We start from the raw sequence: 18967 nt of genomic DNA, 5'->3' as shown, positions 1-18967 counted from the left end.
TTCACGCTGGCAGTTATTGCCGCCGCGTTCGGGTTCGTTCTGTGGTTCCAGAGCCTTCACACCACCAAGGCGCGCAGCCCGATCCGCATAATTTTCGAAGGCCCGGCAACGGGTCTCCGCAACGGCGGCAGCGTCAACTTTAACGGTATCCGGGTAGGAGAAGTGATCTCCGTAAAGCTCGACAACCCGCGTCGCGTCGTCGCACTCGCGATGGTCGAAAACACCGCCCCGATCCTGAAAGACACCGTTGTCGGGCTCGAATTTCAGGGGCTGACAGGCGTGGCCGCGATTGCGCTGAAAGGCGGCGCGGAGGACGCCCCGCCAGTTCCTTTGGGGGAGGACGGCATCCGCGTGCTAACCGCCGATCCGAACGGGCTGCAGGACGTCACGGAGGCGATCCGTGCGACACTTCAGAACATCAACAAGGTGGTCGCCGACAATCAGGCGGCGGTCAAAAACTCGCTGCATAATCTCGAGACCTTCACGGCGTCGCTGGCGCGCAATTCCGAGAAAATCGACGACGTCATGCTGAAAGTCGACGGCGTGATGGGGAAGGCTGACAATCTGATGCTTGGCCTGAACTCGATCGCCGGTGGCGATAGCGGTGGCGAATTGTTCCAGACCGTGAAATCGATCCGTGAACTGGCGGATGATTTCGACAAGCGCTCGGGCGCATTGATGTCCGACGGCCGCAAGACGCTCGGCGATATCAGCCGCGCGGTGAACAATATCGACAGGAACCCGACGCGCCTGCTGTTCGGCGCGGGAAACAGCGCGCCGGCGGAGCCAGCGGCAGCGCCGCCGAGGGCGGCGGCACCACCGCCGAAGCCGGCGGGCGAGAAGAAGAAGCCGTAGAGCTTTTCGACGGGTAGGACCGTGGCCCGGTTCCGATGACGCCACTGCAAACCCGCCAAAACAAAACGGAGGCATCGCTGCCTCCGTTTGCGGTTTCGCTATCTGGCGAGAGTTCTACCCGAGCCGTCCTGCAGCGTGTGCCAGCAGGGTATAGACCAACCCGGTTTCCGAGGTGAGGTGGCCGCGCAGCGCGGCCGGTCCACGGTCCTCGCGCGCGACCTCATCGAGCAACCGCTCGAATTCGGTGATGTAGCGGTCGACCGTCTGCTTGAAGTTGCGGTCGGCGCGATACTTGCGGCCGACTTCATCGAAGGCCTTCTGGCCGGCCGGCGTATAGAGCCGCTTGGTGAAAGCCTTGCTCTCGCCGCGCTGATAGCGATCCCACATCTCGGCGGCGAGATTGCGATCCATCAGGCGCCCGATGTCGAGCGACAGGGAGGCCAGGGGATTATCGCCTGCGCCCTGCTGCGGACGCCCACGCGGGACCTCGCGATTGCCGGAGCCGGTATCGGCGCGGGTCAACAGATCGGAAAGCCATCCGTCACGCCCCTGGTCGGAACTCGCAGGGCTGACCGGCGGCGCGTCGGTACGGCGCGATGCCGGCGCGCCCAAATCCGGCGGCGGCAAATTCGATGCGCTGTTGCCGCCGTCGCGCATGCGTGGCGCGGACCGCGCCTCGCCACGCCCGCCGGCGGAGGCCAGCATCGGCTCTTCCTCGCGCTGCGAACTTGAGCGGCTGGAACTGACGACGTCGAGCCCGCGGCCGTGGCGTGCGACGATCCGGTTCAGTTCGGCCAGCGCCTCGATCTGGTCGACGATCACCTTGCGCATCTGCGCGGTGTTCTCGGCGGCTTCCTGCGGCATTTCCAGCACGCCGCGGCGAAGTTCGTTGCGCGTGGCGTCCAGTTCCTGATGCATTTCGGCCGCCATCTGCTTCATGCTCGTCACCATCGCGGCGAACTTGTCCGCGGATTGCTTGAACATCGCGTCAGCTTCCTGGGTGCTTTGATGGTAGATTTCGTTCATGGCTTCGGCCGTCAGCCGGCGCTCTTCTTCGGCTGAGGCGCGAACCGCCTCGAACTGACGGCTGATGGCGGCAGAACCCGCACCGGCGGTTTCCGCCACCACCCGCGCGATGTCGCGTGCGCGTTCTTCGGCGGCCGCCAGCGATTCATCGAGCAGGCCGGTGAACCGCGACAGCCGCTGATCGAGATCGGCGGTTCGCAAGTCGATCGTGGTGACCAGCGATTCCAGCATCGATTTGCGCTCGGCGACGGAAGCGGTGGTGGTGCGGTTGCTTTGCTCGACCACAGCCGCGGCATCGACCAGCGACTTGCCGTGAGTCTCGAACTGGCCGGAAAGCGAGCCCAGATCTTCCAGCGCCTTCGAGGTCTTGGCGTTGAAGATCGTCAACTGGTCTTCCAACGTCTGCGTCGCAACGCCGTTGCGCGTGCTGACATCGTTGATGGCGGACACGAAGTCAGCCACGCGGGTGACCAAAGCGCGTTCGAGCGAATTGAGATTGTCGTGCGCGCCGGTAAGCACTTCCTGCAGCAGGATATTGCCTTCGCGCAGCCGCTCGAACAGGGCGACCGTGTCGGTTCGCAGGATCTTGCTGGTCTCCTGCATTTCGGTGACTGCCGCGATCGACACCTGCCGCGACTGGTCGATCGCCGAGCGGGAGGCCTGCTCGAGATCCTTCAACGACTTGTTCACCGCGCCGGTGGCCAACTCGCCGGCGGACGTAATCGTGCGCGCGACATCGGCTCCGTTGGTCGACATCGATTTCGAAAACGCCGCGCTTCGGATTTCGATCGATTTCAGGGCATCGGAGGTGACGCGATCGATTTCCGAGGTGAGCTGCGTGGTCTTGCCGCCGATAGCCTCGACCAGCGATCCCCGCTTGCCGTCGATTATCTGCGAGAGGCGATCGGACTGCTGCTGCACGTAGCTGACGATTTCGTCGGTCTTGCCGGTCATGGTGGACCCGAAAGTGGTGCTGGCGGCCAGAACCGCGCGTTCGACCTCCGAGGAGGTCGACTTGACCTTCGAACTGGCTTCGTTCGATGCGGCCACCAGCGCGTTCTGGGCATTGAGAGCGCTGGTCGCGATGCTGTCGGTGGTGTTGGTGGTCACGGTACTCAGCGAGCGCTCGATATCCGCGGCGATCGCCTTGATCTGCTTGGCGGAGTCAGCCGACGTCGCCGTCAGCGAGCTTTGCGCCTCTCGGGCGCTGTTGAGAATCGAAGCGGCGGTGTCCGCTCCGACCGCGGTCAACGAACGTTCGACGTCACTGGCCAGCGACCGGACATGGTTGGCCGCATCCGCCGAAGCGGTGACCAGCGTGGTTTGAGCCTCACGCGCGCCGCCCACGATCGACCCGGCGGTCGTGGTAGCGACGGCCGTGAGAGTTCGCTCGACATCGGCGGACAGCGATTTGATCTGGGTGGCGGCGTCGGCGGAGGCCGACACCAGGGTAGCCTGCGCATCGCGCGCGCTGCTCACGACCGAGTTCGCCGCATCGGTACCGACGGCGGTGAGGGCGCGTTCGACTTCCGCCGAGGTCAGCTTCAGTTGTGCGCCGACGTCGGTGGAGACCGTCAGCAACGACTGTTGGGCGGCGCGCGCGCCGGTCTGAATGGTCTCGCTGGTATTGACCACAAGGTTCGTCAGCGAACGCTCCGCGTCCTCGACATGAGACCGGATACCGGCGGACAATTCCTCCGCGCGCGCCATCATGCCGTCGCTGGCCTGCCGCCCGCTGCTCTCGATACGCCCGGCCACGGCCTCGACGCGTGAGCCCAGCAGATCCTCGAACTGCGCGACGCGCATATCGATATCGGTGGCGACAGCGCCGACCCGGGCTTCAATGCCCTGATGGATTTCCTGGAATCGCGCCGTGATGGTTTCGGTCAACTGGTCGCTGCGGCCATTGATGGTCTCGGTCACATTGGAGATGCGCCGATCGACCGCCTCGATCGCCTGTGCAGTGCCGTCCGTCAGCGAAGAGGTGAGATGGGTCAGGCGCGAGTCGATCGACTGAATCGCCTGTGCGGCGCCATCGGTCAGTTGCGACGTCAGCGTGCCGAGACGGTTGTCGACGGTTTCGGTTACGGATTTCGCCCGCGAATCGAACGTCACTTCGAGTGACTTGAGACGGCCATCGACTGACTCGTCGAAGGATTTGATCTTGCTGTCGAGCGAGGTGTCGAGATTGGCGACACGAGTTTGCAGCGTGGTCTCGAATTGCACCAGGCGCTGGTCCAGCGCGGCGGTGATTTCGCCGCCGTTCGAGGTCAGACGGGTGTCGAACGTGTCAACATAGGTCTTGAGGCTTTCAGCGATATCGTGGGTGCGCTGGCCCATGCGATCGACGATCTCGCCGCCGAAGGTTTTGACGGTGCGATCGAATTCCGAGATATGTCGGGTGATCAGGGCGCCCAGTGTGCCGCTGTCGCGCGCGAATTTTTCGGCCAATTCCCCGCCCTGGTTCTTCACCAGTTCGTCGAAGGCGCTCATCTGCAGGCTAAGCGTATCGTGCGCGGTTTCGGTCTGGCTCACGACCTTCGCCACCAGCGAGTTCACGGTCACGTCCAGCGCATCGCTGGCCTTGTCGCCGCTGGTGAGGATACGGGTCGCCAGACGGTTGCCGGCGTCGTCGATCTTGTTGACGAGATCTCCGCTGCGCAGTTCAAGCTCGAGCAGCAGGGAGTCGCTGGAATTCTTGAGCGAGTCGTGAACCTGTTCGGTCCGGTCGGAAATTCCATCGACGATGGTGGATGAGCGTTGCTCGAATTCGCTGGTGATGCGGTCGATCCGTTCGTTCAGCATCTCGTGCACGCGGTCGGCGAGTTCAACGAACTCGTCATGCACGTGTCCGGTCTTGAAGTTGAGGCTGGTGGTGAGACGCTCGCTGGCGTCGAGCACGGCGCGCGTGGTTTCGGCGCTGGCTTCCTCGAGGCGATCGAGCAGGTCGCCGCCGCGCTCGCCGAGCGCAAGAATCATGTTGTCGCCGGCATTGCTCAGCGCGCCGGTGATGTGGGCGCCGCGTTCTTCCAGCGCGCCGGTGATGCTCTTGGCGACTTCATCGACTCGGGAGGCGATGGCGTCCGAGATCAGCGCGATGTCGTGGCGCAGGTCGATCTGCACGCCGGAGATGGCGCTGCGAACCTGTTCGGCCTGGCCGACCAGGTTGTCGCGCTGGTGGGCGATATCCTGCAGCAAGGCACGGATGCGCACTTCGTTGTCGCTGTATGCGCGTTCCAGCGCGGAGACTTCATTGGCGACGAGGGTTTCAAGTTCGCCGGCGCGTGCGATGGCGCGCTCGACGCCGTCGCCCATGGCCGCGACCTCGCGGCGGATCGCCTGACCGACGGTGACCATCGAGTCGCTGGCAGCGCCCTCGGGCTCCGAAAAGCGGATCGCGACCTGCGCCATCGATTGCGCGATCATGCGCAATTCCTGGCCGCGCCAGGACAGGCTCGCCAGGAAATAGAACAGCAACACCGGCGCAAAGAACAGGGCCGCAAGGCCGGCCAGCACCAGGGTGCCACCGCTGCCCTGGCCGATGGCTACCTGCAGCGAGGGCAGGAAACTGACGGTCAAGAGCAGGGCGCCGATGATCCAGACCCCCGCAAAAAGCGTGGCAAGCGTATAGACGTTGCGGGCGGGGCGGCCCTTCTGAATCGCCTGCAGGATTTGTCCAATGGTTTCGCGATCGTCGTTGGCGGCGCGGCGGTTCTGCCGCGGCTCCTCGATCGGCTCGAAGATTGGCCGGTCGGCGCTCGGGCGCGTGTCGAACATAGCGTCATCGTAAGTCGGCGCGGCAGGCGGTGGCGGCACATCGCTGCGAGCCGGCCCCCGGTTATCAGCCGCCGGCTGGTCGTTGATGTTCAGAGCTTCCTGAATGGCAGAAAGCGCGACTTCGGTAGGGTCTTTGACCTTTTTGGGTGTGTTCGCCATGTTCAGTCTGAGCCCTCGTTCTACTTTTTACGCATCGGCCAGAGTCTTGCGCGAACGCCCTCGCAAGCTCGAAACCGGTTTCGTGCCCCGCGCGGAATGAAAGCGCGGCCGCCTTGGCTCGTGCGCTACATCCGCATCCGCAAACATCCTATTGGCAAGGCGATGCGAATGAAATGGCTGCGATTAATACAAACTTAATCATCGTTAACAGCACGCCGCCGTAAGTTCTTACAAGTCCTGCGAATTCTCAAGTGCGTTGCGCGATTGGGGCAAATACCCGACGAAAACATGGCGAACTTGCGGCGGGTACGCAAAACGTTCCGTTAACCAGTTCCGTGATTGGCTTTGCCGACTTCGCTCTGAGATCGACGGGCGCAGGATTTGGGTTCTCGCCATGCCGCTTCATCTGGAACGGATTGAATGGATGCCATCGCCGCCGCTCGCTCCCGATGACGGTCCGATCGATATCGAACATCTTGAGCGCATGACGCTTGGCGAAGCCGGCCTCAAACGCGAGGTGCTGGCGATGTTCTCGGCGCAGGCCGTCGGCCTGATCGGCACGCTCGCCACCTTGCCCTCCGATGCCGAGGCGGTGGCGCACAAGCTGAAAGGATCGGCGCGCGCGGTCGGAGCATTTCGCGTGGCCGACGCGGCCGAATCGGTCGAAGCCGCCATGCACAACGGCGACGATCCGGCCCAAGCACTCGCCGAACTGGGGGATGCCGTCGCGCAGGTGCGCGCGGCGATCGACGCGATCCTGCGCCGGTCCTGATCCCGCCCGTCAACGGGCTGCAAAACAGCCTCGCAGGTTTTCGTGGGCAGCGCTGGCGCAGGGCGGATCGACCCGTTATAGGACTGCCCGGACCTCTCTCAATCCGGCAGCACGGGCAATCATGGCCAAGATCAGCTTTGTCGACCACACTGGCGAAACCCGCACCATCGAAGTCGAAAACGGTGCGACCGTCATGGAAGCCGCGATCCGCAACGGCATTCCGGGCATCGAAGCCGAATGCGGCGGCGCCTGCGCCTGCGCGACCTGCCACGTCTATGTCGATGAGGCCTGGCGCGAGAAGGTCGGCGCGCCGTCCCCGATGGAGGAGGATATGCTGGATTTCGGCTTCGACGTGCGGCCGAATTCGCGGCTGTCGTGCCAGATCAAGGTCAGCGACGAACTCGACGGTCTGGTGGTATCGACCCCGGAGCGGCAGGCCTGAGCGGCGCCTCCGTTATGCCCCGTTCATTCCGCGTCGCAGCCACGGCTGGAAATTCCGCACTATCTCCTCGGTGAGCGGCGTTGGCTTGCGTGTACTGTCGTCGATCAGCACCGACACCGATTGTGCCGATGCCACGCATCTGCCTTCCGAAAACACCACCTGATCGAACGTTACCGAGGTCCGGCCGAATCTGGCGACGCCGAGCCCCATTTCGATGGTGCCCGGCCAGCGCAGTTCGGCGCGGAAATGCATGTCGAGGCGCACCATCATCCAGGCCAGGCCCTCGGGCATCAGCCCGTAACTGCGGTCTTTCATCAGCGTGACGCGGCCGGTTTCGAAGTAGGTCGCATACACAGCGTTATTGACATGCTGGTTGGGGTCGAGGTCGGCGAACCGGACATTGTCGGTCAGCCGATAGGGAAAATCTTCCAGGCGCGGCGCTGGATCGGGACGGGCGGACACATTCACCGGGTTGATCTCCGCAAGTTTCATGCCCTTACAGCCGAGTTAGCGAACGCCGGCAAGGGGTTGCGGCCGTTGCGGGCGGCCGATTTATGGCTTTCCTCGACCCGCCGTCTTGGCTAGACAGGCGCAGCCAAAGGCCACTTGGCGGCATGTTTCAACCGAAAAGAAGCGATATGAGCGAAGCAATCAAAACCGATGTGCTGATTATCGGCGCGGGTCCCTGCGGACTGTTTGCCGTTTTCGAACTGGGCCTGCTCGATATGAAGACGCATCTGGTTGATATTCTGGACAAGATCGGCGGCCAGTGCGCCGAGCTCTATCCGGAAAAGCCGATCTATGACATTCCGGGCATTCCCTTCGTCACCGGCCAGGGCCTGACCGATGCCCTGATGGAGCAGATCAAGCCATTCCACCCGACCTTCCACCTCAACGAGATGGTGGAGAAGATCGAGAAAATCGGCGATCCCGGCTTTCGCGTCACCACCGATGCCGGCCAGGTATTCGAATGCAAGGTGGTCGTGATTTCGGCCGGCGGCGGATCGTTCCAGCCGAAGCGTCCGCCGGTGCCCGGCATCGAGGCCTATGAAGGCACCTCGGTGTTTTATTCCGTGCGCAAGATGGAACAGTTCCGCGACAAGGATCTGCTGATCGTCGGCGGCGGCGACTCCGCGCTGGACTGGACGCTCAATTTGCATCCCATCGCCAGGCGCGTGACGCTGCTGCACCGGCGCGACGATTTCCGCGCCGCGCCCCATAGCGTCGAACAGATGCGCGCGCTGGTGGCTTCCGGAAAAGTGGCTTTGAAGATCGGTCAGGTGACGGCACTGGAAGGTGAAAGCGGGGTATTGTCCGCCGCCGCGGTCAAAGGCACCGACAACGCCATCTCGAAAATCGCCTGCGACACCATGCTGCCGTTCTTCGGCCTGACGATGAAGCTCGGTCCGGTCGCGAACTGGGGCATCGCGCTTGAGAACAACCTGGTGCCGGTCGAGACTTCGGCGTTCGAGACCAGCGTGCCGGGTATTTTTGCGATCGGCGATATCAACACCTACCCCGGCAAGCTGAAGCTGATTCTCTGCGGCTTCCATGAGGGGGCGCTGATGGCCCAGAAGGCACATCGCTACGTCTATCCCGACAAACGGCTGGTGTTCCAGTACACGACATCGTCGTCGAGTCTGCAGAAGAAGCTGGGTGTCAATTGATGCGACGGAATGCGGCACTGGAACCGACCGCGAAATGGCCGTAGTCTGCAGTCATTGTTTTATGGATTGATCAGGTGGTGACGATGCGAACTGCTCTATCCAGATTTCGACTGGTGTCGGCGATCACAACCGGCCTCATAATGGTGTTCGCGGCCGCCCTTCCGGTGCAGGCCGCGGAGCCGTCGGCCGCCGGGCTGTGGCAGAAGATCGAGGACGGCAAGCCGGTGGTATGGGTGCTGGTGATCGATCATCACGATGGCTTCTTCGAAGGCGTGATCGCCAAGACGTTTTCGGAAGATACCAAAGAGATCTGCTCCAAATGCACCGACGACCGCAAGAATGCGCCGGTGCTTGGCATTTCCTTTATCCGAAACATGAAACGCGATGGATTGAATTACCAGGATGGCAACGTTCTCGATCCGCGCGACGGCAAGATTTATAGCGCCAAGATGAGCGTCAGTTCCGACGGCCAGGCGCTGACGATGCGCGGCTACTGGGGGATCTCGCTGCTTGGCAAGGACGAGACCTGGTACCGGCTGCCGGATACGGCGATGGCCTCGGTGGATTCCGCCATCATTGCAAAATACCTGGCGGCGCAGGCTGCGGCGATCAAACCGCCGCCGGCGAAGAAGGGCGGCGTCCCCGCGCATTGACACCGCTCGGCTGCCTGTTGGGGCGACTTCGTCAGCGCGTGTCCGGTGCAGTCAGGACCGGCGCCGTCGGTGCCTCGGGCTCCGCGGCATCGAGCTGAAGCACTGAAGCTGCGGCCGGCAATGCCGCATCCGCCATTGCGGCATGACCTTCGGCGGTCGGATGCACCGCGCCGCCATACACCGCCGAAAGAACCCCCCAGGTCGCGTCATGGATGTCGGTGGGCTGACTGGCGGCCGGCAGCCCTTGCGGATAGGTCATCGCCGCAAAGTAACTGTCGTTGGCGTCGCGAATCCAGCGCGCGCGGGGCAGGTAGGCGCGATATTCGCCGGGGCTTCGATCGCACACCATCGGCTGCGCCGCGGCGGTGACGATATCCGGATTGAAGCTGTCACCCTTGGCTGAGAAACACTCCCGATCGAATTCCGGATCGTTGGCGGCGCGCGCGCAAAAACCGTGATCGGCGAAGGCGGCCTGATGGGCGTCGACGAAGGTCATGCGGTCGCCGCTGGGGTCGCGGCACAACACGCCGCCCTCGCACAGTGCGAGAGCCTTCAGTTGAGGCAGGAATTCGTTCTGCACATAATTGGATACGCTGGCCAGCCGCTGCGGGTTGGCGTTGAACGACGGATGAATATCGAAGCCGGCGCGCCCGCCGGCGCAAGGCGTGCCGCCGTCGGTTAGGGTCGGGTTGGCATAGGACACAAAAACCACATGCGACATGTCGCCGACCAGCGGCTTTAGCGCCTCCCGCAGTCTGCCGAAACCCTGCGGCAGGTCTCGCGCCATCGCTGCACGTGAATCGTTCACCGAGCCGATCACGCCGGTGCGCCGGAACAGCACGCGCTCGGTGGCGGTATCGACAATCACGTCGGCGACCAGTCCGGAAAAATTGATGTCGTTGGCGCCGATCGACAGCAGAACCAGATCGAGTCTGCGGTCGGGCCGGCGGCGCTTCGCGGCGTTGAGCGCTTCCCGCAATTCGGCGAGTTGCGCGTCGACCGTTCCCTGACAGGCGGCGCCGGATTTCGCCGGCGGGCATTCGCGCGCGCGTTGCGCGCCGAACAGCCCGTCGGCAATGGTGGCTCCCGTGCATGCCAGCGGCAGGTAGGTCACCGCGATGTGCGGATACCTTACGGCGAGCGCGAGCGCCGTCCGGGTCTGGTAGCTGTAGAGCGAGCGGTGGCAGGCGGAATTGAACCAGAGCGCGCTCTGGCGCTGCCAGACTTGCAACGTGTCGGGAGCTTCGCAGGCCCGGCCGCCTTTATAGCCGGCGCGGCTCGGACGATAATATTGGGCGCTCGCGCTGCCGAGATAGGAACGGAAGCAAAAGCCCTCGTCCGACAACGCGATCTGCCGGTCAGGATTGCCTTCACCCGATGCGATGCTGTCGCCGAGGCCGGCGATGAAAACGTCGCGCACCTTGATCTCGGTCGTGAGGCGCTGCGGGGCTTCGGCTCCGCTGGAGACATCCACGGTCGCGACAGTGGCGCGGCCATAGCGGGCCCGGAAGTTGATCGGTTCGGCGCAATCGAGCGTGGATTGCCGCGGACCGTCGCCATCGTCGAACGACCAGGCGCAGGTGGCGCCGACCGGAACGGTGCCGGTCAGCCGTACGGTGACGGGGTGTTCGGTCGGCGTCAGGTAGCTTTCCCTGACGTTATCGCGGGTGCAGGGCTCGCTGACGCGCCCCGTCAGATCGATGCAGAGGCGATTGACCGCGTTGCGCGCCCAGCCGCGGCCCTCGCTCAGCAGCTCCATTGCCTGTTCCGATTCAAGGATGCTGTGGCCCCGTGCGCTATCGGTATGGAGCAGGAAATCGCGTTCTTCGCGGAATAGCCGGAAACGGTTACGGACCTCCCACGAAATCTGCATCAGGGCATCGGGCGCGACTTGCGCGGCCGCCGGCGCGTCAGGCACTGCCGCCGGCACGCCAGGCGCGGCCGGGGAGGCGGTGGTTTGGGCGGCGGACCCTTGCATGTGGAATCCGCCCAGCGCTGCCACCAGCAGAGTTCCGAGGACGATCGAACGCAGATGAATTCGGATCATGACGCCTTTGACGTTACAGGTAGGGCGAAAATAAGAGAACTGCCCCAAAAGCTGAAAGAGTCCCGTTTCAGCTATCTCAGCCCTGTGGCTTGCGGCTCTTTACCGGTTGCGGCACCGCTGCGGCGGCCGGACAAGCCTCGTTCAGCCTGCGTCGCTCCTGCCAGGGCAACACCACGTTGAGCCAAAGCTCGCGCGTACCCATGATGCTGATCGCGATGCTGAAGGGGATCAGGAAATAAAGTACGCGATAGATCACCAGCGTCGCCAGCAATTCCTCCCGGCCGAACTGCGGCAGCGCGACCAGCATGGCTGCATCGAATACGCCGATGCTGCCGGGCGCATGGCTGGCAAAGCCGAGCAGGGTGGCCAGAATGAACACCACTGCCAGCGATATGAAATCGATGCCAGGCTGCACCGGCATCAACAGATAGATCGCAAGCGCGCAAAATCCGAGATCGACCACGCCGATCAGAATCTGCACGAGCGTCAATCGCGCCGAGGGCAGCATCACTTTCCAGCCGTGCTGTCCGAGTTCGCGGCGATTCTTGCCGATCACCAGCCAGATGAAATAAATCGCGATGCCGCCGATGCAGCCAAACGCGATCAGCCGGTTGATGGCCGGCGGCAGCAGGTCCATTGCGCTGGCCGCCCACGGGTGCATGGCCATGCCGATCCCGAGCACAAAGGTATTGCCGAGCCAGAACGTCAGGCCGGAAATAAAGCAGATCTTGGCGACGTCGATGGCGCTCAATCCATAGTCCGAATAGATCCGGAACCGGATGGCGCCGCCGGTGAACACGGTCGCTCCGATATTGTGGCCGATCGAATAACTGGTGAAACTCGACAGCGCCGCGATGCGATAAGGCACGTGCGTCTTGCCGATGGTTCGCAGCGCAAAGAAATCGTAGAACGTCAGCGTGCAGAACGCGCCGATCACGCAAAGGGCGGCGAGCGCGATCCGCGCCGGGGATTTTTCCGTCAATGCAACCAGGATCACGCCGGTATCGACACCCTTCAGCGTGCGCACAAGGGTCGTGATCGCGAATGCAATGATCAGGAGGCTCGCTGCGACCCCGAGCCGTTTCCAGCCGATCCGTTCGTAGAAGCCGCGCTTGAGCGCGGTCAGTAGTCGGTGCATTCGTCCTCCCGGCGGGGCGGCAACAAGTCGGCGATCGATGGCAGGCGGCGTCCCGATCGCTCATATGTGAAGACCCATAAGGCAAAAACGACGCGTTGTGCAGTCCTTGACAACGCCAGCTTTCGTCCTCGCGCGGCGCGGCTGTCATACGCCGTACATATGCTTGACGCACCGGATACGAGTCGCGTTCCACTTCGCGCCCGCCCTCTCGCTTCTCGGCGACGCCAGGATGTTCCCTCGCGACGTTTTTGCTGCGGGCAGGAACAACCTCGCCCTCAGCCGGTTAGCGCCGGCATCAGCAATCGAACATCACGGCGCCGGCATGAACAGCCTGCGCCGTCGTGTTCCCGCAACGAAGGAACTGCGCAATGGGACTCTTCACCAAAGACATCAAGACCATGAACGACCTGTTCGTCCATCAACTGCAGGACATCTATTATGCCGAGAAGCAACTCGTGAAGGCATTGCCTAAAATGGCCGACAAAGCCACCGACAAGCAGCTCAAGCAGGGCTTTTTGACGCATCTCGACGAAACCAAAACCCATGTGCAACGGCTCGAACAGGTGTTCCAGATGCACGGCGCCGAGGTGAAGGCGGTCAGCTGCCCGGCGATCGACGGCATCATCAAGGAAGCGGACGAAGTCGCCGGCGAAGTCGAGGACAAATCGGTGCTGGATGCGGCGCTGATCAACGCCGCCCAGGCCGCTGAGCATTACGAGATCGTGCGCTATGGCAGCCTGATCGCATGGGCCAAGCAGCTTGGCCGCAACGATTGCGCCAGCGTGTTGCAGAAGACGCTCGACGAGGAAAAGGCGACCGACAAGAAGCTGACTACGCTGGCGGAGAGCAAGATCAATCTTCGCGCCGCGAGCTGATCCTCGGTCGAAGCAGTTGAGACGAAACGTCGCGCGGAGGATTTCTCCGCGCGGCGTTCCGCGTTGGCGGGGTACGGATTTCGCCGGCGTCGGCTACCTGCAGTGATACTTCGATCGCGAGCGAAGCGTTTTCGCGAAACAAGAACGGATATTGCCGCGTTGGTTGCTCGAATTGAGGTGAACCATGCGCAGCCATTCCCTTAAGTTCCAACACGCGCCGGCCGTAGCTGCAACAGCCCGTCCGGCAAGCAAAGTGCCGCGTTCGAACCTTTCGACGTCGCTGACGCTTGCCGCCATGAGCCTCGGCTATGGCGTGGTCCAGCTCGATGTCACCATCGTCAACACGGCGCTTGGCAGCATTGGTACGTCGCTGGGCGGCGGGGTTTCGGAATTGCAGTGGGTGGTCAGCACCTACACGATCGCGTTTGCCGCTTTCATCCTCACCGCGGGTGCGCTGGGAGACCGGATCGGAGCCAAGCGGGTCTTCATGGCGGGTTTCGCCATCTTCACCGCTGCATCGGTGGCCTGCGCGCTGGCGCCGACCGCCATCATTCTGATCGCGGCAAGAGGAGTGCAGGGGCTCGGTGCGGCGGTCCTGGTTCCCAACTCGCTGGCACTGCTCAGCCATGCCTATCCCGACGAAAAACAGCGCGGCCGCGCGGTCGGCATCTGGGCCGCCGGCGCCAGCCTTGCGCTCACGGCTGGACCGCTGGCAGGCGGTGGACTGATCGCCCTTGTTGGCTGGCGCTCGATTTTCCTCGTCAATCTGCCGATCGGTGTCGCCGGCCTTTGGCTGACCTGGGCTTACGCCGGCGAAACCACGCGATCTTCGCAGCGCCAGATCGATTTGCCCGGGCAGGTCGCAGCGATCGCAGCGCTCGGCTGTCTCGCTGGCTCCATCATCGAAGCGGGCGCCCTCGGCGCAGGCAATTCCCTGGTGATCGCGGGCTTTGCGGCATCCGCGGTGCTGGCAATCCTGTTCGTCTGGCGCGAGCGGCGCGCGCCGCAACCGATGCTGCCACTGTCGCTGTTTGGGCATCGCATGTTTGCGCTGGCTTCTCTGGTCGGCCTGCTCGTCAACGTTGCGTTCTACGGACTGATCTTCGTCTTCAGCCTGTACTTCCAGCGCGTCAACGGCATGTCGCCCTTCGCGACCGGGCTCGCCTTCGTGCCGATGATGGCGACGGTATTGCCCGTCAACTTGCTGGCTCCTCGCCTCGCCGAACGGGTCGGCGCCCCGCTGACGATCGCCATGGGTGCGGCTCTCGCCGCCTTCGGATGCCTGGCCCTGCTCGGAATCGAGCACGGCACGAGTTACTGGGCGACATGCGTGCAGTTAATCGTCATCGGCGCCGGTCTTGGTCTGCTGGTGCCGCCGTTGACGTCGGCACTGCTGGGAAGCGTCGAGAAGTCGCGCTCCGGCATCGCCGCCGGCGTGCTCAACGCGACAAGGCAAACCGGCAGCGTGCTGGGAGTGGCGCTGTTCGGTTCGCTGGTCGGCCAGTCCAGCACCTTCATCGCCGGCGCACACGGGGCGCTGATCATTTCCGCGGTTCTCTTGCTCGTGGCGGCAGCGGCGATCCGGCGCCGCGCCCCGGCTTAAGCGTTGTCATGGGCTGCGGCGGATTGCGCAGGAGGTGCCCGGACTTTTTCGGATAATTCCTGGCTGAAACGTCAGGCCTTGCGCAACGCGAAATGCGCGCCGCAAAAGGCCATAAGGGCGCCCAGGCATAGTGCGGCCAATCCTGCGAGTACGCCAGATACCGTCGGCAGCGGACTTGGCGCCGAAGCCGCTTGGCCCGCGCCGGCCAGCACCAGCACGCCGACCGCTATCAAGAATTGCCGCATTCGCTGCGGAATTTGCCCCGACACTGCGCTGTCCATCAAGGTCGCGGTAAAATAGCCGCCGGAAAAACCGACGGTGGCGATCAGCCACCACGCCAGCGCGGCGCTCGCGGGCATGAAATTGTTGGGGCCGGATCGCCACAGGCCGCCCAGATCGAGACCGAACCGTACCCCGAGCATGTGCACGGCCAGCGCCAGCAGTACGCCGGAAATCATCGCGCCCGCATGGATCAGGCGGCGCGGAAAATAGGTCGTCTCGGCCATGTTCCGCTTGTAAGATATCGCAGGCCGATCGCGCAAGCCGACGCGACGATTTCCGCCGATCTTTTCAAAGAGAGCTCAGCGCTTTTGAACGAGGCTTCCCCAGGCGCCCGGTACACCTACAAGGCCTCGCTGATCGGCGCGGCGCATCAATTCGAGCTGACCGACGCAGGGCTGTCATGGCGGGTGGCCGGCAGATCCGGCGTTTGGCCCTATGCCGACATTGCGGCGATCCGGCTATCGTACCGGCCGGTGTCGATGCAGTCGCGCCGGTTTCGCGCCGATATTGAAAACGCGAGCGGTCGGCACATCACCATTCTTTCGACAAGCTGGCAGACGGCGGCCTTGATGGCGCCGCAGGACCGGGGTTACCGCGCCTTCATCACGCAGTTGCATCGGCGAATGGAAGAGGCCGGGAGCCATGCGGCGCTGATCGGCGGCGCCAGACCATGGGCTCATATCGCCCGCCTCGTATTGCTGGCGCTGGTCGCGGCTGCGATGTCAGGACTCCTGCTGCGCGCGCTCGCCACCGGTGAATTCGCCGGCGCGTTGTTTCTGGTCAGTTTCGCCGTGCTGTTCGCGTGGCAGGTCGGCGGCTTCGTGCGGCGCAACAGGCCGTGCAGCTACGCCTTCGATCATCTACCGCAGTCGTTGTTGCCGTAGATGTTAATGCCGAACCACCAGCACCGAGCATTTGGCGTAGCGCACCACATGGCCGGCGTTGGAGCCCAGAAAATAGGTCCGCATCGCCGGCCGGTGCGAGGTCATGACGATCAGGTCGGCCTTGATCGCGGCGGCCTCCTCGAGGATCTCGTGATAGATGCCGCCCTGGCGCACCACGCATGAGATACGCTTGGCATCGATGCCGGATTCGCGCGCCACGATGGCAAGCGCTTCCTCCGAGGTCTGGCGCTGCTGGGTATCGAAATCCGCCGGCACATATTCCGCCAGCATCACCGGCGTCATCGGCAACACGTTCAGAAGCCGCACAGCGCCGTTCCAGGTCTTTGACAGCGTCGCCGCCGTCGCAATCGCGGGCTTGGCCAGGTCGGTATCCGCCAGATCGATCGGGACGAGAATGGAATTGAACATCTGCGCCTCCGTGTATCGAGCCAGCGTAGCACAAAAGGACGTTTTTGCGACGTGGCGAAAAGCCCCGTTCAGTCGCGGGAGCTTTCTTGCAGCAATTTGGGGCTGACGAACAATATCAGTTGCCCGCGACGGAACGCGACATCGCCCCAATCTTCGACCGCAAAATTGAACACGGCAAGACCCGACGTTGGCAGGTTGTCGGCGAGCGCCTTGCGGCCCTGGGCGTCGCCGCTACCGGCAAGCGCAAGCGCCAGTTCGTGCATTCCGGGATTGTGTCCGACCACCATCAGCCGCTGCGGATCGGCGGTGGATGCCGCGTGGATGGCTTGCAGCAATTGCGCCGGGTCGGCGCCATAGAGTTCCGGCAGAAATTCCACCTGCGGGTTCGGCACCGCGCCTTTCATGGACTCCCAGGCGATCTCCCAAGTCTGGTGTGCACGGATCGCCGGTGAAACCAGCACCAGATCCGGAAAAGGCGGGTGCCGGCCGATCCAGCCGCCGATTTCGGCGGCGTCGGTCCGGCCGCGGTCATCGAGGCGGCGGTCCTGATCGCGGCCGCTGGGCGCGTCGTTCTCGGTCTTGGCGTGACGCAGCAGCATCAAACGGCGCATGGCACAATCTCGATTCGTTTCAAACCCGCCGATTGATGTACAAGCCGGGACTGGCGCATGATCCGCCAAACTGTGTGCGATCTGGTGAAAAGATCATGCGCTCCTTCATAGATTAGTCGGGAACAAGGTGACAAGCGCCCGATGGCTACGTAAGAAAACGATATGAGCGAGACTTCTACAAGCGCGACCAACGGCCATGCTGCCCCGGCAATGCGGGAGCGATCCCGGCTGTCGTTCGACCTGGATGTCGATATCTGTGTCATCGGAGCCGGGCTCGCCGGGCTCGCGGTGGCGCTGGAAGCGGCGCGCATGGGCGCGAGCGTTGCCGTTCTCGAAGGCCGGCATGTCGGCTGGAATGCGTCGGGCCACCAACTCGGCACGGTGATGCCCGGCTACGGCCTTCCGCTCCGCGATTTGATTGCACGCATCGGCTTCGAGGACACGCGCGAACTCTGGTCCCTGTCGAAGGAAGGCGCCGAATATGTCAGGGCCATCGCTACCGAAGAACTGATGCCGGGTATCGCGTTCAGTGAGGGCGCGCTGGAAGTCTCCAATGTCGATGTCGGCGATCAATTGATCGAGCGGTTGCAAATGCTCGGGGAGGACTTCGGAACCGAGGTGGAAGGCTGGCAGGTCGAGCGCGTGCGCGAACAGCTCAAGACCGAGCATTATTTCCACGGCGTGTATTATCCCAAGGCGTTTCAGGTCGACGGGCGCAAATATGTCCACGGTCTGGCGGCGCTGGCGAAACGGGCAGGCGCGCAGATTTTCGAGGAAACCCCGGTGGTCAGCATCGACCCCTTGGGGATCCGCAAGCGCATCGTGACGCCATCGGCGCGACTGCGCGCCTCGCACATCGTGCTGGCCGGCAATATCCACCTGGGGGCGCCGTTGCGGCGGCTCTCCGACACGTTGCTGCCGATATGGCGCTACGGTGCGGTGACTGCACCGCTCGGCGAGCGTCTTGCCGAGGTCATGACGTTCCAGGGATCGGTGACCGACACCGACGGGATCGATCATTTCCGGATCGTGGACGGCGACCGGTTGATGTGGGCTTCGCCCGAGACCACCTGGGCCGCACGGCCGCAGCGTTTCGCCCGGGCCATTGCCCGCAGGATACGCACGATTTTTCCGCGACTCGGCCGAACAGAGCTTGCGGACATCTGGAGCGGCGCGGTCGGACAGACCGTGCATGGCATGCCGCAGATCGGGCAGTTGCGGAAGGGTCTCTGGGTCTCCAGCGGCTTCGGCCGTCAGGGCATGAACACCTCGGCCATGGCCGGGCATTTGATTGCGCAAGGCATCCTCAGGGGTGACGATCGCTGGCGGCTGTTTTCACCGTTCGAACTGGTCTGGGCCGGTGGTCCCACCGGCCGCGTGGTCGGTCATGCCGTCGGCGCGTGGACCCGAGGCGCTTCCGCCGCGGCCGGCGCGCTGGCCCGCTATCGGGAAAGAGCGCGCCTGAAGGAACGCATTCGCGAGGCGCGTCTGGTCGAGGCCAACCGCCAGGCCGGAACCAGGCCGTCGCGGCGGAGCCAGCCGGGCCGCCCGCGTCCCGAACGTCCCCGGCCGCCGGTCCCGGCAAACCCCAGCGAAGGCAAGGAGGCTTGATCGCGTTTTCCCGACCCGTTCCCGGAGAGGGGCGGGCAATCGCAAGAAAGTGAGAAAATTCCGGCCGAACCGGTGTAACTTCCGCTGATGCGCCCCGTAATTAGCAGCGAACACGGGTAGTTCGCCCGCACGGAGA

The 18967-nt window shown here is 63.5% G+C and carries 16 protein-coding genes; 9 read left to right on the top strand and 7 right to left on the bottom strand.

Translation table 11 applies throughout. From position 1 onward, the window contains the following. On the top strand, nt 1–855 hold an 855-nt coding region (locus E7813_RS15760), incomplete at its 5' end, for an MlaD family protein (RefSeq protein ID WP_291575395.1). A 114-nt stretch (nt 856–969) separates the two neighbouring features. Here the strand turns inward: E7813_RS15760 and E7813_RS15755 are convergent. Further along, entirely contained in the window at nt 970–5817 is a 4848-nt protein-coding gene (locus E7813_RS15755; RefSeq protein ID WP_291575394.1) for a methyl-accepting chemotaxis protein, read from the bottom strand. A 394-nt stretch (nt 5818–6211) separates the two neighbouring features. On the opposite strand from E7813_RS15755, the gene E7813_RS15750 reads away from it, so the two are divergent. Beyond that, the gene (locus tag E7813_RS15750) at nt 6212–6589 is read left to right on the top strand and encodes an Hpt domain-containing protein (RefSeq protein WP_291575392.1); all 378 of its coding nucleotides are present in this window, start codon (nt 6212–6214) and stop codon (nt 6587–6589) included. Between the two features lie 121 nt (nt 6590–6710). After that, nucleotides 6711–7031: a 2Fe-2S iron-sulfur cluster-binding protein gene (locus tag E7813_RS15745; protein ID WP_291575390.1), complete on the top strand. Its 321-nt coding sequence runs from the start codon at nt 6711–6713 to the stop codon at nt 7029–7031. A gap of 12 nt (nt 7032–7043) precedes the next feature. Here the strand turns inward: E7813_RS15745 and E7813_RS15740 are convergent, their stop codons facing one another. After that, the gene (locus tag E7813_RS15740; protein ID WP_291575399.1) at nt 7044–7499 is read right to left on the bottom strand and encodes a thioesterase family protein; all 456 of its coding nucleotides are present in this window, start codon (nt 7497–7499) and stop codon (nt 7044–7046) included. Nucleotides 7500–7669: 170 nt separating this feature from the next. Here E7813_RS15740 and E7813_RS15735 point away from each other — a divergent pair, with 170 nt between their 5' ends. Together E7813_RS15735 and E7813_RS15730 are read left to right on the top strand one after the other, a co-directional pair. After that, entirely contained in the window at nt 7670–8698 is a 1029-nt protein-coding gene (locus E7813_RS15735) for an NAD(P)/FAD-dependent oxidoreductase (protein WP_291575388.1), read from the top strand. 83 nt (nt 8699–8781) lie between these two features. Then, a complete protein-coding gene (locus E7813_RS15730; RefSeq protein WP_291575387.1) occupies nt 8782–9351 on the top strand; it encodes a DUF2147 domain-containing protein in 570 nt (189 codons plus the stop codon). Between the two features lie 31 nt (nt 9352–9382). On the opposite strand, the gene E7813_RS15725 is transcribed toward E7813_RS15730, so the two are convergent. Both E7813_RS15725 and E7813_RS15720 read right to left on the bottom strand, forming a co-directional pair. Then, nucleotides 9383–11224 carry a hypothetical protein gene (locus tag E7813_RS15725; protein ID WP_291575397.1) on the bottom strand — a complete coding sequence of 614 codons (1842 nt, stop codon included), beginning with the start codon at nt 11222–11224 and terminating at the stop codon, nt 9383–9385. A 250-nt stretch (nt 11225–11474) separates the two neighbouring features. Continuing rightward, complete coding sequence (locus tag E7813_RS15720) at nt 11475–12536, bottom strand: UPF0104 family protein (protein ID WP_291575386.1); 1062 nt, start codon at nt 12534–12536, stop codon at nt 11475–11477. A gap of 368 nt (nt 12537–12904) precedes the next feature. On the opposite strand from E7813_RS15720, the gene E7813_RS15715 reads away from it, so the two are divergent. Both E7813_RS15715 and E7813_RS15710 read left to right on the top strand, forming a co-directional pair. Continuing rightward, nucleotides 12905–13411 carry a ferritin-like domain-containing protein gene (locus E7813_RS15715; protein WP_291575385.1) on the top strand — a complete coding sequence of 169 codons (507 nt, stop codon included), beginning with the start codon at nt 12905–12907 and terminating at the stop codon, nt 13409–13411. Between the two features lie 295 nt (nt 13412–13706). Then, the gene (locus E7813_RS15710) at nt 13707–15014 is read left to right on the top strand and encodes an MFS transporter (protein ID WP_291575396.1); all 1308 of its coding nucleotides are present in this window, start codon (nt 13707–13709) and stop codon (nt 15012–15014) included. A gap of 71 nt (nt 15015–15085) precedes the next feature. Here the strand turns inward: E7813_RS15710 and E7813_RS15705 are convergent, their stop codons facing one another. After that, nucleotides 15086–15520 (bottom strand): hypothetical protein, encoded by a 435-nt coding sequence (locus E7813_RS15705; RefSeq protein ID WP_291575384.1) that lies wholly within the window; start codon nt 15518–15520, stop codon nt 15086–15088. Nucleotides 15521–15604: 84 nt separating this feature from the next. On the opposite strand from E7813_RS15705, the gene E7813_RS15700 reads away from it, so the two are divergent. Next, a complete protein-coding gene (locus E7813_RS15700) occupies nt 15605–16180 on the top strand; it encodes a hypothetical protein (RefSeq protein WP_291575382.1) in 576 nt (191 codons plus the stop codon). 3 nt (nt 16181–16183) lie between these two features. On the opposite strand, the gene E7813_RS15695 is transcribed toward E7813_RS15700, so the two are convergent. Together E7813_RS15695 and E7813_RS15690 are read right to left on the bottom strand one after the other, a co-directional pair. Continuing rightward, nucleotides 16184–16609 (bottom strand): universal stress protein, encoded by a 426-nt coding sequence (locus E7813_RS15695; RefSeq protein WP_291575380.1) that lies wholly within the window; start codon nt 16607–16609, stop codon nt 16184–16186. A 68-nt stretch (nt 16610–16677) separates the two neighbouring features. Continuing rightward, entirely contained in the window at nt 16678–17220 is a 543-nt protein-coding gene (locus E7813_RS15690; RefSeq protein ID WP_291575378.1) for a histidine phosphatase family protein, read from the bottom strand. Nucleotides 17221–17382: 162 nt separating this feature from the next. On the opposite strand from E7813_RS15690, the gene E7813_RS15685 reads away from it, so the two are divergent. Then, nucleotides 17383–18831: an FAD-binding oxidoreductase gene (locus tag E7813_RS15685; RefSeq protein WP_291575376.1), complete on the top strand. Its 1449-nt coding sequence runs from the start codon at nt 17383–17385 to the stop codon at nt 18829–18831. Nucleotides 18832–18967 lie beyond the last annotated feature (136 nt).

Source organism: Bradyrhizobium sp., from assembly GCF_004799405.1.
GTDB lineage: Bacteria > Pseudomonadota > Alphaproteobacteria > Rhizobiales > Xanthobacteraceae > Bradyrhizobium.
The sequence above is the reverse complement of the archived record's forward strand: the minus strand, read 5'-3'. Positions and strand labels throughout refer to the sequence as shown.

What these genes read in the sequence shown, in the direction of transcription:
- E7813_RS15755 (WP_291575394.1), bottom strand. Translation starts at nt 5,817, where the DNA reads ATGGCGAACACACCCAAAAAGGTCAAAGACCCTACCGAAGTCGCGCTT.
- E7813_RS15750 (WP_291575392.1), top strand. Translation starts at nt 6,212, where the DNA reads ATGCCGCTTCATCTGGAACGGATTGAATGGATGCCATCGCCGCCGCTC.
- E7813_RS15745 (WP_291575390.1), top strand. Translation starts at nt 6,711, where the DNA reads ATGGCCAAGATCAGCTTTGTCGACCACACTGGCGAAACCCGCACCATC.
- E7813_RS15735 (WP_291575388.1), top strand. Translation starts at nt 7,670, where the DNA reads ATGAGCGAAGCAATCAAAACCGATGTGCTGATTATCGGCGCGGGTCCC.
- E7813_RS15730 (WP_291575387.1), top strand. Translation starts at nt 8,782, where the DNA reads ATGCGAACTGCTCTATCCAGATTTCGACTGGTGTCGGCGATCACAACC.
- E7813_RS15725 (WP_291575397.1), bottom strand. Translation starts at nt 11,224, where the DNA reads ATGCAGATTTCGTGGGAGGTCCGTAACCGTTTCCGGCTATTCCGCGAA.
- E7813_RS15720 (WP_291575386.1), bottom strand. Translation starts at nt 12,536, where the DNA reads ATGCACCGACTACTGACCGCGCTCAAGCGCGGCTTCTACGAACGGATC.
- E7813_RS15715 (WP_291575385.1), top strand. Translation starts at nt 12,905, where the DNA reads ATGGGACTCTTCACCAAAGACATCAAGACCATGAACGACCTGTTCGTC.
- E7813_RS15710 (WP_291575396.1), top strand. Translation starts at nt 13,707, where the DNA reads ATGAGCCTCGGCTATGGCGTGGTCCAGCTCGATGTCACCATCGTCAAC.
- E7813_RS15705 (WP_291575384.1), bottom strand. Translation starts at nt 15,520, where the DNA reads ATGGCCGAGACGACCTATTTTCCGCGCCGCCTGATCCATGCGGGCGCG.
- E7813_RS15695 (WP_291575380.1), bottom strand. Translation starts at nt 16,609, where the DNA reads ATGTTCAATTCCATTCTCGTCCCGATCGATCTGGCGGATACCGACCTG.
- E7813_RS15690 (WP_291575378.1), bottom strand. Translation starts at nt 17,220, where the DNA reads ATGCGCCGTTTGATGCTGCTGCGTCACGCCAAGACCGAGAACGACGCG.
- E7813_RS15685 (WP_291575376.1), top strand. Translation starts at nt 17,383, where the DNA reads ATGAGCGAGACTTCTACAAGCGCGACCAACGGCCATGCTGCCCCGGCA.